Annotated in this window: 16 protein-coding genes and 1 pseudogene; 7 read left to right on the plus strand and 10 right to left on the minus strand. The window is 51.9% G+C overall.

From position 1 onward, the window contains the following. Positions 1-3 precede the first annotated feature (3 nt). The 5 genes from GX108_01370 to GX108_01390 form a co-directional block, all read right to left on the minus strand. On the minus strand, positions 4-492 hold the full coding sequence (locus GX108_01370; protein ID NLO55696.1) for an HD domain-containing protein: 489 nt from the start codon (positions 490-492) through the stop codon (positions 4-6). Positions 493-595: 103 nt separating this feature from the next. Next, positions 596-1,729, minus strand: coding sequence for a hypothetical protein (locus GX108_01375; protein NLO55697.1), 1,134 nt, complete (start codon positions 1,727-1,729; stop codon positions 596-598). Then, entirely contained in the window at positions 1,726-2,373 is a 648-nt protein-coding gene (locus GX108_01380) for a beta-lactamase family protein (GenBank protein ID NLO55698.1), read from the minus strand. The genes GX108_01375 and GX108_01380 overlap by 4 nt, the downstream gene beginning before the upstream one ends. Beyond that, complete coding sequence (locus tag GX108_01385; protein NLO55699.1) at positions 2,342-2,566, minus strand: hypothetical protein; 225 nt, start codon at positions 2,564-2,566, stop codon at positions 2,342-2,344. The genes GX108_01380 and GX108_01385 overlap by 32 nt, the downstream gene beginning before the upstream one ends. Before the next feature lie 134 nt (positions 2,567-2,700). After that, positions 2,701-3,363 carry a transcriptional regulator gene (locus GX108_01390; GenBank protein NLO55700.1) on the minus strand — a complete coding sequence of 221 codons (663 nt, stop codon included), beginning with the start codon at positions 3,361-3,363 and terminating at the stop codon, positions 2,701-2,703. A 223-nt stretch (positions 3,364-3,586) separates the two neighbouring features. On the opposite strand from GX108_01390, the gene GX108_01395 reads away from it, so the two are divergent. From GX108_01395 to GX108_01420, 6 genes are all read left to right on the plus strand, one after another. Continuing rightward, on the plus strand, positions 3,587-4,576 hold the full coding sequence (locus GX108_01395) for an ornithine cyclodeaminase family protein (GenBank protein NLO55701.1): 990 nt from the start codon (positions 3,587-3,589) through the stop codon (positions 4,574-4,576). A 149-nt stretch (positions 4,577-4,725) separates the two neighbouring features. Continuing rightward, on the plus strand, positions 4,726-5,952 hold the full coding sequence (locus GX108_01400) for an amino acid ABC transporter substrate-binding protein (protein ID NLO55702.1): 1,227 nt from the start codon (positions 4,726-4,728) through the stop codon (positions 5,950-5,952). A gap of 85 nt (positions 5,953-6,037) precedes the next feature. After that, the gene (locus GX108_01405) at positions 6,038-6,787 is read left to right on the plus strand and encodes an ABC transporter ATP-binding protein (protein NLO55703.1); all 750 of its coding nucleotides are present in this window, start codon (positions 6,038-6,040) and stop codon (positions 6,785-6,787) included. Further along, complete coding sequence (locus tag GX108_01410) at positions 6,784-7,500, plus strand: ABC transporter ATP-binding protein (protein ID NLO55704.1); 717 nt, start codon at positions 6,784-6,786, stop codon at positions 7,498-7,500. The genes GX108_01405 and GX108_01410 overlap by 4 nt, the downstream gene beginning before the upstream one ends. Before the next feature lie 17 nt (positions 7,501-7,517). Further along, positions 7,518-8,417 carry a branched-chain amino acid ABC transporter permease gene (locus GX108_01415; GenBank protein NLO55705.1) on the plus strand — a complete coding sequence of 300 codons (900 nt, stop codon included), beginning with the start codon at positions 7,518-7,520 and terminating at the stop codon, positions 8,415-8,417. 4 nt (positions 8,418-8,421) lie between these two features. After that, positions 8,422-9,474 (plus strand): branched-chain amino acid ABC transporter permease, encoded by a 1,053-nt coding sequence (locus tag GX108_01420; GenBank protein ID NLO55706.1) that lies wholly within the window; start codon positions 8,422-8,424, stop codon positions 9,472-9,474. Positions 9,475-9,631: 157 nt separating this feature from the next. On the opposite strand, the gene GX108_01425 is transcribed toward GX108_01420, so the two are convergent. The 4 genes from GX108_01425 to GX108_01440 form a co-directional block, all read right to left on the minus strand. After that, entirely contained in the window at positions 9,632-9,925 is a 294-nt protein-coding gene (locus GX108_01425) for a hypothetical protein (GenBank protein ID NLO55707.1), read from the minus strand. A gap of 136 nt (positions 9,926-10,061) precedes the next feature. Further along, on the minus strand, positions 10,062-10,244 hold the full coding sequence (locus GX108_01430; GenBank protein NLO55708.1) for a hypothetical protein: 183 nt from the start codon (positions 10,242-10,244) through the stop codon (positions 10,062-10,064). Between the two features lie 323 nt (positions 10,245-10,567). Beyond that, entirely contained in the window at positions 10,568-12,136 is a 1,569-nt protein-coding gene (locus GX108_01435; protein ID NLO55709.1) for a helix-turn-helix domain-containing protein, read from the minus strand. 5 nt (positions 12,137-12,141) lie between these two features. Further along, positions 12,142-13,347 (minus strand): histidine kinase, encoded by a 1,206-nt coding sequence (locus GX108_01440; protein ID NLO55710.1) that lies wholly within the window; start codon positions 13,345-13,347, stop codon positions 12,142-12,144. Between the two features lie 385 nt (positions 13,348-13,732). Between GX108_01440 and GX108_01445 the strand changes: the two genes are divergently transcribed. Continuing rightward, positions 13,733-14,146 (plus strand): hypothetical protein, encoded by a 414-nt coding sequence (locus GX108_01445; protein ID NLO55711.1) that lies wholly within the window; start codon positions 13,733-13,735, stop codon positions 14,144-14,146. A gap of 36 nt (positions 14,147-14,182) precedes the next feature. Here GX108_01445 and GX108_01450 read toward each other — a convergent pair. Then, a pseudogene (locus tag GX108_01450) lies at positions 14,183-14,599 on the minus strand (hypothetical protein). Positions 14,600-14,607: the final 8 nt, after the last annotated feature.

Genomic DNA, 14,607 nt, shown 5'->3' on the forward strand with positions numbered 1-14,607 from the left:
ATGTCAGCCTCCCGTCATTATCGCCGTTCTTCTTGCCCTGGCCCGGGCCAGGCGCCGGGCAACTTCCGTGGAGAGCAGTTCGAGGTCGATCTCCCTGTTAATCCTCTTCAGTTCCAACCGGTCGGCATCCCAGAGGCAGCCAGTGAGCATATCGTCAGAAACCTCCCCGTCGGCGTGACGGGCTATGGCTCGACACATCCGCTCGGCATCAAGATGAGGGTAGAATTTCTTCAGCAACCGTCGGGCAAGGATCGCCGAGTCGCGGGCATGGTCGTCGCCGGCCTTGTCATCCGTCCTGGCGCAATCGTGCAGGAAGCCCATTACGACGGCGGCCTCCACGTCCTCCCCGACCGCCGAGGCAAGCCGTCCCGAAAGGATCGATACCCTTCTCAAGTGGGAGATACCATGCAGAACCAGGCCTTCGCATGTGCAGAAAGGGGCCAGTTTAAATTCCGCGCGCTTCGCGGCCTCGAAGATCTCCTTTTTCTTCATCGTCCAAACCCTTCTTAGATTGTCGCCTCATCGTGATGCCGGGGAACCGCTTTCAGGTCCGCGACTCCGGATCTTATAAAAAATAGGGGAGGTGAAACACCGCTTACCGTGCCGCGATATATATAAGATCCCCGGGGCTTCCCGCCAGGAAGATCAAGGAATCTTCAGGAACGTAGACCTCTCCAGCATCCACGACGCTGTCGAAGATAGGGGGCGCCTCGGGTCCCCGGAACACGAGGATCCGGCTACCGTCGGTATGCCTGAAAGAAAGTATCGCCTCCGAGACCGCCCTCAACCATTTATTATCACCTTCAGGTCCTATGGCGACAAGGGTCGTACCCTCCTTCAACGAATTAGCCGCATCCTCCCCGGAAAACTCGGACTCCATGACCTTTGCCCTAACCTTTCCATCCTTTCTGAACAGCCCCAGGGAAGACTGGTCCCGAAAACCGGTCGCGGTCATCTCAGCAACGTCCGCGTTAACCACCCTTTTGGGACCCGAGAAGGTCACATACCTGGAGAGGTTTTGCGGAGCTGAAGACCTAACAAGAAGGGAATCGGTAAAAATTGTAAAGGGCGATGCGTTCCGGACCAGCCAGAGGGTTCCGTCCATCTCGACGGACATTTTCCGCGGGCTTTCTATCGCCTCGACCAGTTGAAAAGCCGGAATGTCGACGCCGTACCTTTCCGCTTCCGGCAACACGAGGAAAGTGCCCTCGTCGGAGAAGGCGAAGTAATACCGCCAGCCCGACTCGGGATCATGGAAAAACCCATCGTTATACACCAGGGAAAGGACCATCTCTGCCTCGACCGGGCTGACGGGATATACTTTCAGGCTACCCTTTCCCTTGTCGGGATCAAAGCGGTAAAAGCCCGTCGCGTTAGCAAAAAATCCTATGGATGGGGAGGTATCTCGCGCCATGGGCTCGGGCTGGACTGGTTTCCCGACGAGCTTTTCTCTGGGAACAGGCAACCCCCCGTCTACCATAAGCGCCTTCATAATCCCATAGGTGGCCTCTCCGGCCTTGCCGGTGCCCGAGTATATTACCGCTACGGCCATTTCTTCCGACGGGAGCAACTGGAGGTTCGTCGAGTAAAAGAGGGTGCCACCGCTCTTTCCATCTACGCGGAAACCCAACTTCAAGAAATCGGGGAGGTTTTGGTAATCCCATCCAAAAGCCTCAAAAAAGGCCTGCCCTTTAAGGGATGCGGCAAAGGGGGTGGGCTTGACTTTCAATATTTCCGCCAAAGAAAAAGGCGATAGTATTTGCCTTCCGCTGGACATGAAACTGTCGGCAAAACGGCACAGGTCCTCGACCGTCGAAGACAGACCACCTCACGGGGGTATTTCTTTCCGTCGGGATCATAAAACTCATCGACCCTGCCGCCACTCATACCAACGCTCTCACCGGTATGGTCCATTCCGAGGGGGCGAAATATCCTTTCCGTGAGAAAGTCAATATACTTTTGGCCCGAAACCCTTTCGATGAGCATCTCGGAAAGGGCAAAGCCGTCGTTGCAATATATTCCCATCGCTCCTGGATCGTGTTTTAACGCACTATCTTTCATGGTCTCCAGGAGGACTTCATGAAAATCCCGCTCAAACCTGTAGCAGAAATCGAAGGTAGTTCCTGGGAGTCCCGATGAATGGTTGAAGAGCATCCTCACCGTTATATCCCTGTGGCGCGCGCCTTTCATCCTGAATTCCGGCAAGTGCTTCACCACCAGGTCGTCCAGGTCAATCCTGCCTTCATCGACGAGGAACAGGACCGAAACGGCCGCGAACATCTTGCTGGTGGAACCGATGTTGAACCTGGTCTTTCCGTCGACGGGTCTTCCTTCCGCCCTGTCAGCGGGACCGTATCCCCTCGGAAAAAACAATTCTCCCCTCATCCAGCACCGCCACGGAGCCGGAACTCACCCCTCCCGAAGTAACCCCCTCCCAGAGTATCTCCCGGGCGGTCCGAGTCGTCTCGGGGTAACCCTCCGGCCTCTCGGCGGCCGGAACCGGATGCCGGCTGGTAAGCAAAAGCAGGACAAAAACCCAGGTGTTCCGTGTGAAAAACCTTCTCACGATGCCACACCCCCCTGCCGGGCAAGGGCCTGGATCTCCATGGTGAACCATGCGTCACTGGCAGCCACGGCGCAGGCTCCTCCGCATAATGTACAGCAAAAAAGGTTCCTGGTCATTTCTCCCCTACGGGGGAATTATTTCTTGCGCTGGGAATGAAAGGCTCGAAGGTCCGCGTAAAGGGTGTAACGGCTTTTCTCCATCCTGGAGGCTAGCATTCTCACCGCACCTTTCAGGTTGAAAAATCCGTAGTTCTCAAGCATATCGATGCATCTCGCTCTTTCAGAACGGTTCAGGTAATTCAACGGTTTACCGAGATCGTGCCGGACCTTTTCGAGAATTTCTTCGGCCGAGGTGTTGTTTACCCTGGGGAAACGTTCCAATTCAAGGTCTTGGAAAGAAAGGGGCTTCAAGGCCGTCAGGAATTCGCCCATATCCTTGAGAACCTGCCCCCTCGTCATGTCAAAATTTATGCAAAGGAAACCAATGACTTTTCGGTCCCCGTCGCGGATCAGCGCCACGCCCGAACGTAAAGATTTTCCTGTTTCTGTCTCGGAAGGATAATTTACCACGTGATCCACTTCCTCGGCCTCGGGACTGGACATCAGGAAGTAACCGAAATCCGTCATGCTCGAGTTTATATCCCTACCCGAGACTTGCCCGTTTTCAATAGCGACTATAAAGGGCTCTTCTGCTGAAACATCATGGAGAACGATCTCGTAATCCTTTCCGAGCATAGCTCCCAAGAGTTTGACCACCGGGATGAGTGGTTCAAGAAGAGGATTACATTCCCTGCACATTTTGGGCCTCCTTCAACGACTCGTTTAGGCTATTAGGAGCCTTTCAGCTATGGTGGCAGGACAAGACGGCGAATGTTGCCGTTTAAAGACAATGATTTTCATGTTACATCTTATTCAACAGGATTATATAACATACAAAAATGTGTTGACTGACCCTTTCTTCATTGATAGACTGAAAACGGTAATTGTCAAATTGAGTAAAGCTCCAGGGGAGGGGTATCCAGTGCGATTGATCACCAAGCAGGAAATGCAGCAGGTCTTTTCAATGTCTGAGGCCATTGAGGCCATGAAGCAGGCTTTCAGGCTCTTTTCCGACGGCAAGGCCATCGTGCCACTGAGAATTAATATTAATGTGGATAAATTAGAAGGCCAAGCCCTTTTCATGCCAGCCTACGTCGAGGAGACCCAATCCCTGGGTTTAAAAATCGTTTCGGTCTTCCCGGGCAACCTAAAGTTGGGAAAACCCGTCGTCCCAGCTGCCATGATCCACATGGACTCCCAGACGGGTGAAGTGCGCGCTGTCATGGACGGTACCTACCTAACCCAGCTCCGGACCGGCGCTGCAGCAGGAGCGGCCACGGACCTCCTGGCCAGAAAAGACGTCTCGGTGGGCGCCCTCATAGGTGCTGGAGGACAGTCCTCCGCCCAACTGGAGGCGATGCTCCCCGCGAGGAAGTTGAAGGAAGTCAGGATCTTCGATGCCGACGAGGCCAGGGCAAGAGATACTGCAAGGGACCAAGAGAAGATCTGGGAGAAGGCCGGCATCAAAATCGTCGTGGCGACTTCAGGTGAAGAAGCTGTGGACGGAGCTGATGTCATCACCACCGTCACCACCGCAAGGAATCCCGTCTTCCCCGCCGAAGCAGTGAAAAAGGGCGCTCATGTCAATGGTATCGGATCCTACCGGCCGGATATGCAGGAAATGCCGCCGGAGTTGTTCCTGAAGGCCCAAAAAGTGTTCGTAGAATCACGGGAAGCTGTTCTTTCCGAGTCGGGCGACCTGATCGACCCCATTGGCAAGGGCCTTTTCACCGAAAAGATTATAACCGGCGAACTGGGCGAGCTCATTGCCGGCAAGGTAGAAGGACGAAAGAGTAAAAGTGACATAACCGTCTTCAAGACGGTTGGTATCGGAGTACAGGATGCCGTCGCGGCTGGAGAAATATTCCGAAAAGCCGTTGAAAAGGGAGTGGGAACGGAGTTCGCCCTCTGACGAATGAGAGGAGTGATAGGCGAGAAGGAGAGTCACTATTCCCTTGACGTTTTGTGGAAAAGGTTGCTTCCAGGGTGATCTGCAGGACCTTGGACAAAGGTGATCCGATAGGAGATGGCCCTATTACAGGGACGAAGGAGTGATAAATTATGAACAAAAAGATTTTAGGGAGCATTATCCTGGCTGTGTTTCTGGCCGCATTGATCTCCACTCCCATCCTCTCGGCCGAGAAGAAAGAAATCACGATAGGCGCCTTCATGCCCCTGACCGGCGATTTCGCAAGTTACGGAGCACGTGGTAGGGTTGCCATGGAAAAGGCGGAAGCGGACATCGCGAAATTCACCTCGGGGGCCAACCTTCCAATAACCATCAAATTCCTGTACGAGGACACGGAAACCAAAGCCAACGTGACATTGGAGAAAATTAAAGCGATGGCCGCGCAGGGGGTCAAGATCGCGGTCGGCCTTCTCGACAGCTCCGATATACGTCTGGCCATGGGTTATGCCAACGCCAACAAGATCACCCTTATTTCCTCTTTTTCAACCGTCGCGGAACTGGGAGTCGCTGATGACTACGTTTTCCGGCCGATCCCCCATGATGACATGGAAGGAGTCGCCCTGGCCAAACTCGTGGAGACGATGGGCTTTACCCACGTAGCACTTCTCGTGAGGAAGGACCCTTGCGATCTTTCTATCGCCAGCAGTTTTGCCAAGGAGTTCGAAGCCGCCGGCGGGACAATTCTTGAGCGCGTGGATTTCGCTGGTGGGACCAAGGAATTTTCCGGGGAGCTTTCGTCCCTGGAGCGAGCCGTCGGTCCGGCGGTCGAGAAGCATGGCGCTGACAAGGTCGCCGTCATCAGTCTTACTTGGGAGGACCTGGCCATTATCCTGAGCCAGGCCCAGGCCAGGAAGAGCCCCCTCCTTTCGCTGACCTGGACAGGCGGAGATGCCGTGGCACAGAGCAGCGTCATCCTGCGGGATGCCGGTGACGCAGCCGCTAAAGTCCAAGTCATAGCTCCCATGTATTCGGCGCCGAAATCCATCAAGCGTGAGGAGCTGCTTTCCTACGCCCAGGAAAAGATTGGTGAAACCCTCGATATTTACAGCCTCGTCGCTTACGACTGTGCCTGGTTGGCCGCACTATCCGCCCTATGCGCCCAATCCGGCGATGGATCGGCCATCAAGGATGCCCTACCCTACGTGGCTTCAAATTACTACGGGGCCAGCGGTTGGGCAGAGTTGGACGAGCTTGGCGACAGGAAGGCCCTCAACGTCGAATTTTTTGCCGTAAAAGAAGTTGAAGGGAAACACGCCTGGGTCAAGGTCTCGGAATACGACGCAGCTACGGGCGACCTCTCCGGGGTGCCTTCGAAATAACCGGAATCGTGGCCCTGTCCCTGACATGGGGCAGGGCCATTTCTCTATACGATCCCCTGACGGAGGAATTACGATGCATGATGCTATGCTGGAAGTGCGCGACGTCAAAAAAAGTTTTGGCGGGCTCAAGGCAGTGGATGGCGTCAGCATATCCCTGCCCCGAGGAAGGATCACCCTCCTGATCGGGCCCAACGGCAGCGGCAAGACAACCCTCGTAAACAGTATCACGGGATTCCTCCGGCCCGATGGCGGGCAGGTCTACCTGGAAGACAAGGAGATCACCCATTGGCCCATGCACAGGATCTGCAAGGAGGGAATGGTGCGTTCCTTCCAGCTTCCCGCTCCCTTCGGGGGCTTGAGCGTACTAGGGAACCTCCTCGTCGCCTGTGAAAGCGCTTGCGGTGAATCCCTTTTGAAATGCCCCTTCAAGGGGCTATGGAAAGTAAAAGAAAACGACAACGTTCGGGAAGCCTTTTCCATGGCCAAAGCCATGGAACTCACACCTTATTGGGACGCCGCCATGTCGGAAACATCCACCGGCCACATTAAACTCGCCGAAATAGGACGGGCCCTCCTGGCCGGCGCGAAACTTGTCATCCTCGATGAACCCATTTGCGGGGTTGACCCGGTCATGGCGGACGAGGTTTTCTCCTTCCTTGTCAGGCTCAGGGACGAGCAGGGTCTCACATTCCTGGTTATCGAGCACAGGCTCGACATCGCGTTGAAATACGCCGACTATGTCTACGTGATGAACCAGGGCAAACTGATCGCGCAAGGTTCGGTGGAAGAGATTCTGAACAACGGCCAGGTAAAAGAGGTGTACCTGGGGTCATGAGCGATTTATTGCGTGTAGAGAATCTCAACGCGGGCTACGGGGCCATACACGTTCTCTTCGATGTTGATCTCCAATGCGATCAGGGAGAGGCTGTGGCCATTGTCGGTCCCAACGGGAGCGGAAAGACAACTTTTCTTAACAGTATTTTCCGCCTGGCCGACATCTTTTCAGGAAGCGTGATCCTTGAAGGCTCGGAAATTAAAAGGGAAAGATCTCACAAGGTAACAAGCCGTGGGGTGGGTTATCTAAGGCAGGAAGGCAACGTATTCCCCGGTCTTTCAGTAGAGGAGAACCTGAGAATGGGAGCCTTTAACCTCCCTAAAGGCGAGGTCAATGAACGGATAGAAGAAGTGCTCTCCCTGGTAAAACCTGTCGGCCCGTTCCTTCGCAGGACAGCGGGGACCCTCAGCGGCGGGGAAAGGGAAATGGTCGCGCTGGCCGTGGCCCTGATGTGCCGGCCAAAACTGCTCTTGCTCGACGAACCGACCAGCGGCCTTTCACCGATCGCCGCGGCCCAGATAGCCGAATTAATAAAGAATCTGAAGGACAAGACGCGCTTGAGCATGTTGATCATCGAGCAAAACCTGAAGATCCTTTTTGATGTCGTCGACAAATGCTACCTGCTTGTCAGCGGACGAATAATATTTTCCGGCAAACCCGAGGAGCTCCAGTCCAACAAGGAGCTCATGAAAACCTATCTCGGGTTGGCCTGACAAGGGGCGAGATGATCATGGCTTCATTTATTGACGCTTTGACCTATTCCGCTTTGCTCGGACTGATGGGCTTCGGCCTCACCCTGATTCGCAGAACAACAGGGGTTTGGAACGTGGCCCACGGAGAGGTCGTCACCATTGGTTCCTACGTGGCTTTAACGGCCACGTCTTTCCTGGCGCATAGCCCTTATTTCCATCTTCCTGTGGCATTCATCGTCTGCTCCGCGGTCAGCGGGATCATATTCCTGGTGGGCGTCGAGCCGATACGGGCAAAGGGCGCTTCCTCGATACTCCTGCTGGTCGTCACCATCGCGATAAGCCTGATACTTATAGCTGTGATAAACATCTATGCTGACTACCTCCAGAACATTTTTCACCTTTCCTCCAAGAACTTCCTTTTCGCAAGGTTCGATTTCACCCTTTGGGGACAGATGGGGATCCTCTGGGCGGCTTGGGCCGCACTGGCCGTGTTGACCGTCAGTTATTACCTGATGCTTCAGCATACCCGGCTCGGATTGGCTTTGAGGGCCTTGGCGGAGCAACCCACCCTGGCCGTGGTGATGGGCGCCGACGCAAAGTCCCTTTCATTCCTCGCCTGGTGCCTGGCTGGCGGTGCCGCCGGACTTGCGGGCTGTCTTTTCCCCATGAGATTCCAGTGTCATCCCGGCATAGGGACGAGCATGATAGCGACCATGTTCGCCGTAAGCATTTTCGGCGGTATAGAGAAAATGTACGGACCACTCCTGGCGGGCCTGGTATTGGGATTTGCCCAAATCTACGGCATAGACCTTTTATCCTCCCTGGTCGGGCCGGGGGTGATACCCTTCAAGGACCTTATACCGATGATCGTGCTCCTGCTCACCCTCCAGTTCCTGCCGGAGGGTTTGAGCGGTTTCGTCGGCAGGAGAAGGGGGTAATGTCATGAGTGGACAGTGGTTTCTTTTTTCCGTCGACCTTCTGGCCCTCTTCGGGATTTACCTCGCTCTTAACCTCAGCCTAAGACTCCAACTAGGCTACACGGGCATTGCTAATTTCGGGCTTGTCCTCGCCTTCACAGGCGGGGCTTATGTCGGAGGGTGGCTTCCCATCAGGCTGGGGATGTGGCTTGTTGAGGTAGATCCTTCCCTGGCGGAAGATATGATCTGGAACAATGTCATCATAGCTTCGCAGGTGGATCTCTCTCTCCACGGGGCCCCCGGAACGGCAATGACTATTCTTTTGATTACTCTCCTGGCAGCAGGTGCCGCAGGAGCGCTCCTCGGTCTCTTGTCGGGCTACCCGGCCGTAAGATTGGGCGGTGATTACCTGGCGATCTCCCTTCTGGCTTTCGGAGAGGTTCTTGCCATCATCGGCAACAATTATGACCCCGTCGTGGGTGGACCGTTGGGTGTACGGATACCCGATGTTTGGGCCTGGGCCGGTGACTGGAGATTCATGGCTGCATCACTGGCCAATTGCGCATTAGCGTTTGGAGTATGGCTTTACCTGGACTCCATTGAGAAATCCCCCATGGGGCGAATGCTGCGGGCTATCAGGGACAATCCCGACGCCGCCTCATCGTTGGGAAAGAACGTGGCAAAGATTCGCCTGAACGTCATGGTGACCGGCGGGATAATCTGCGGGCTCGCCGGAGCAATGTACACCCTTTATACAACAGGTGTGGCGCCCAGCGCGCTCAGCAGGTTTGACTGGACCTTCCTTCCCTGGGTCATGGTAGTCTTCGGCGGAAGCGGCAGCAATGTGGGGGTCCTCATCGGAACCTTTGTTTTCATCCTGGTTCAGAAACTTATCATCTCCTACAAGTTCGCCCTTTCTTTCCTCCCCTTCGACCCGGTCTGGCTCCAATTTCTGCTGATGGGACTGGTATTGGTCATTGTCCTGAATTTCCGGCCTTCGGGCCTTGTTACAGAAAAGGCCAGTTATGCCTTGAGCCGTCGCGAGATGGCAAAAGCCACGGGAAAGGAGACACTCTGAGCGCGACCACGGGGATGAATGGCACCAAAGTAGGCACGTCACCAACAAGAATTTCGAGATCCTTTTGTGGACTTCAAGAAAGCCGGTGGTGCTTCAAAGCCTCACCGGCTTTCTTTTTGAACAGAGGATCACGGGTGAGGCACGAGGCGGAAAGGATTTAAAGGGTTCCCATCCTTTCTTTATCATCGGGCGTCAAAGTGCTCAAAACAGGATACTTCTCTGGATCTCTTTTTCTTAGAATCGCCATGAGCAGGTGCAAACCATAACCGATCAAAAAGTATATCGCCAGGGAAATGTAGCCGCCGATTTCTAGTTCAAGTGCTGAACCTATCACTATCCATACGGAAATGAACAGCCCGATGATGAAGATCTTTTCTCCTCCGGGCGCCCTGTAAGGACTTTCCCAATCGGGGTACATTCTACGCAGTTTCATCGCGTTCATGCAGCACATGAAATAGACCACTCCGGCAGCGATGCAGGATACGGCATAGATGTACTGAACCCAGTTAGCTCCCGTGAACAGGCAGAAAAATACCGAGAAGAAAAGAACGGCAAGGTTGGAAACCCACGGCTGCCCCCATAGTGATTTACTTCCATGAAGATCTTGGGCAACTGGTTAGTTGAGCTGCTCCGTAGAGGCAACGGGCAGAGGACACCCAGAACCCCATCAGTGTGGTCAAGGCGTGGAGGATACCGGCGATTATCGTGAGGACCCCGATTATGGCGGGCAGCCCCAGCTTCGCGACGATCTCGGGCTCCGGCATCGCCATGTTCGCAATCTCGCTCCCAGGGTGCCATACCGCTCATCGCCAAAACAACAATACAATAAAGAATGGCAGGGATAAAAAGGGCTGATAAAAAAAAATCATCCACATCAGGAATTTCCGGGTGGCAGATTCGTTCCTAACCAGGTGTTCGTAGGCTTTTAGATCCATGACACCATCCTAATCCGGTGTCAGATGTTGAGCAACCACTAAAAATAAATACATGGTACTACCTTTCACGGGCTTCCAAAACTTGAATCGCATAATCACAGGCTATTTCGAAACCCCTAGCTCAGTTTTCAGCATTTACTGTCAAAGTCGAGCTAGATTTATCGCCTGAAAGCACTTGGACTGACGCCTGTCTGTTGCTTGAATAAAGTGCTAAAATAAGGGATATTGTTGTAACCTACTGATATAGCAACATCTCTTACGCTCATCCCTTCAGAAAGAAGAGCCTTTGCACGTTCGATTCTAATGTCCCTTACCACATCAACGAAACGCTTTTTGAGTACCTTTTGGAACAAACGACTTAAATGCTCCGAGGTTACATGAGCATAGTCGGCGGTCGTCTCTAAAGACAAGTCATCGTAATTCTGCTGAATATAATTCACGGCATTATGGACTACAGAAGAGTGAGACTGGATGGAAGAATCCCTAATCACCATGGCTTCTTCCAGTATATTTTGAATAATGGAATTGAGCTTGGATGGGTTTGTGCAAGAGATAATATCCAAAATACCTCTCCTGCCCCATCCTCTTACTTCGGATAAGCCACAATTACGCTCCAGGAGTATCTCCGACACACATCCAAGGATGCCAAGGAAAACCAGCTTCGATATTTCGAGATCTCTAAAAATAATTCTATCTGCGTTTTCCACAATAATCTCAAGTCCTCTAGAAAGGTAATTACCCTGGCCATCCCTGATAGCATCAACGATTAAAGAATGGGCCTTTTTTAATCCGAAGATGGCAAGATCCGTCTCAGTAGTGTCGTCAATCCTTTCCTCCCCCTTTTCCTCCCACAAAGCTTTGCCCACACCAGCGAGAAGGCTTTCATCAAGGCGGGTCTCGACATTAGCTACAAGATTTGGAAGGTTTTTTAGGTCAGATACCCGCCCACCATAAATAACATTACCCTGAAGGGAATTTCTTGAAATAGACTCAAGGATTTTTAATGATAAATCTTTTGGTGATCTGCCCACACCATCAGCAGGAACAAAAATAAGTATCGAATGACTTTTCCAGGGAAATACGGTCACTTCATCACCTAGCGTCTCCTGGATGGTATCTATCAACAGAAGATGCTCCCAATAAGTCTCTTTTTCATCCCCCGGAAGAGCTATTATTCCGAAAAAATGACACGCACGGGCGGGAGGGAAACCAATCTCACGACAAAGGGCCTCCGCTTCCTCAGCATAGTCCACCTGACGAATAAGATTGGTAAGAAGGTTCATTGCGATGGGCCCCCTGTTAGCTTTAAGGACCTGGTGGGCACTTTTCAGTCTTTCCTCTCCGCCCCTTCTCGATTTGATAACGGAAGAAGCCCTCTCCATTGCTTCAATCAAATGATTGGGCCGAATTGGTTTAACCAGAAAAGAGGAAGCCCTGACATCCATAGCAAACTTTGCATAGTCAAACACGTCAAAAGCTGTCGTAATTATTGCTTCGTTTGAAAAACCTTCATGCCTTAAGGTTTTTAATGCGGAAAGGCCGTCGCCACCGGGTATCCTTACATCAAGTAGGATTATATCAGGATCCCAATCTCTGGAGATCTCAAGCATTTCGGGAACGCTAAGAGCCTCCAGGACCTCTACATCACTTCGCCATTTTCGGATTAGTTTCCGGTGGGCTTCAACAGTCAACGGCTCGTCATCAACGACGAGAATCCTCAAACCCATGGGAATCACACTCCCTCAAAAGGGATTCTGACCGATACCGATGTTCCATCACCAAGTTTACTTATGATAAGAAGATCTGACAGCAGGCCAAAATGTAGAGACATCCTGTCTCTAACATTTTGCAGGCCGATACCCTGGTTCAATTTTTCCGAGTCGCATCCAACTCCGTTGTCTTTAATTTCGATCATCACCGAGGTTTCAATCACTCTTGCTCGAATACTAATCTTTCCAGGTCCTATCGAGGGCTCTATGCCGTGAAGAAGGGCATTCTCGATGATTGGCTGAAGAAGCATAAAAGGTATTTTAGCTTTATCCGCTCCTTGTCCTATCTGTATTTCGTAAGAAAGCCTCTCTCTGAAGCGTACTTTGTAAATCTCAAGATATCGCTTTATATTATCCATCTCGAAAGAGAGGGGTACCAGCTCCTGCCTCATCTGTTTCCTTAGTACGTACCTTAAATACTCTGATAATTTATAGGTTAACTCCTGGGTCTGAACAGCCCCTTCAAGCATAGCCAATTGAGATAGTGCGTTCAGGGTATTGAAAAGAAAATGTAGACTTAACTGGCTTCTCAGATCTTTGTCCTGTAAGATCTTGAGGCTTTCTTCAAAGCGAGTATCTTCTCTTTCTTGTTCACTCACATAAAACCCTCGAGCCTCCAGGACCTCTCTCTGGAACATTTTAGTAGTATAGGAAGCCATGTTTACAAGCCTGCTGCGAATCCTCTCAATTAGTTCGACCCCTACTACAGGAATGGCCATGAAATTTGCGGAAATTCTTTTGAATCCCTTGCTGTCAGGAACCAACTTTTTCAGAAACCAGGCCAATTCATCCTCACAGTATTTCTTGAAAAGAAAAGGACCACACACAATACACCCAACCGAGGATTGATCGATCATCATCGGGACAGCCAAATATCCAGCCCCGCAAAAACATCGAAAAACAAGTATTTTATTGCTATTGATAGACCGGATGACACCATTCTCTATACTCTCTAAACAACGTTTTTTGGGAAGATAGCCATTTCTTACTTCAAAACAAAGAGGTGAATAATTTAAAGCCTTTCTCAAAAGAGACCCCTGTTTCGAATAAAAAGAAATCTTGAAATTAAAAGAGGAAGAAAACTCCTGGACTATTTCCCGGAATTGTTCGGAGCTAGCAGATCTTTCCAGCCAAATGGCAAATCGACTATCGTTGTCCATCTTTCCCATTGAAACTCCACGTCCTTGCTTGCGTATTCATCTTGGTTTATTTTTACTCATATTATACCTAACCATAAAGGAATCTTTGAAAAAGTCCTGCTGAAAGGACCTTGACCTAGTAAAATATACTTGCAGCCCTTCGATTTTTCCGTTTCCAGCCTTCTGTCCGGTCATGCCATTCTCCGGGAAGCTGGCTTCACATGAAGAGCCAGAAGACCCTTTCTAACGCCTCTACCTCCAAGAAGTACAGAAAACACATCAAATGGAGCAATTTCTAGCCAAGATGGAATAAATCCGTCCCCTGGAAGGAGGTTTGTACCCTCATCGAGCCTTTTCCCCGAAGGTGAGCTCCGTGCCTTGGGCGAGAGGATCTTCAAGGAGGACAATGCCCATCTTGAATAAGGAAGTATGGGGCAACATCTCCTACATGGGACAGGGTGCGGCTATCAGGGAGAAGGCATTCGGAGCGGTTGCACTTACCCAGAAAAAATCTAGGAGGAACAGGAAACTAAATCAGGAAGAGAAAATCCACAACAGGAAACTGGCCAGGGTCAATGTAAAGATGGAGCACATCTTCGGCGTGACCGAAAGCCTATTCGGCTTCGCCAAGGCACGGTACAAGGGCCTTGCCAAGAAGAGCAACTCCGCTTACATCGTTTTTTTGCCCTCACCAACCTCTATATGGCCAGGAGGTATCAATGCAGCCTTCAGGGACGTAGCGTATCCAGAGATAGGCGGACAAGTTTCAAAAAAGACAAAGGTCCACAAAAAACCTGTAAAGGGGCGGCAAAGGGCCCGATCGGGCTGAAGTCAAGTCCCAGAACTGCTGTAAACTCGGATCCGGTTACACATTCACCGCCACGGCCTCTGGTTGAGCCATATTGACTGGCTGTTTCACTGAGGCCTTTTCCTTTGTCGCTGCGTCAAACATGTATTTCAGCATGGCATGAACCTGCTGCCGGTCATTTTTGTGCACCTTGTCCAGCAGGTTCCCCTCAAGGGGCCGCTCGTTCCACTCTGCAACCCGCCCGGCCAGAAGTCCAAACAACCGGAGGGCCGTGCCTTGGGAGACCTCCAGGCCCCAGAGTTCTTCCATAACCCGCCTGACCTTCCTGGTGCTGACACCGTCTATGACCATCTCCAGCAGCGTCAGAAGGAAGGCCTGTTCGAACCGAGGCAGAAGCTTCAACTCTTCCGTGTCCAGGCCTCCGCCCCGCATCTGGGGGACCCGGATTGAAATACGCCCTATTCGGGTCGTCATCTACCTGC

The sequence above is a fragment of the Thermovirga sp. genome (assembly GCA_012523215.1).
In the GTDB taxonomy this organism is placed as follows: Bacteria; Synergistota; Synergistia; order Synergistales; family Thermovirgaceae; genus 58-81.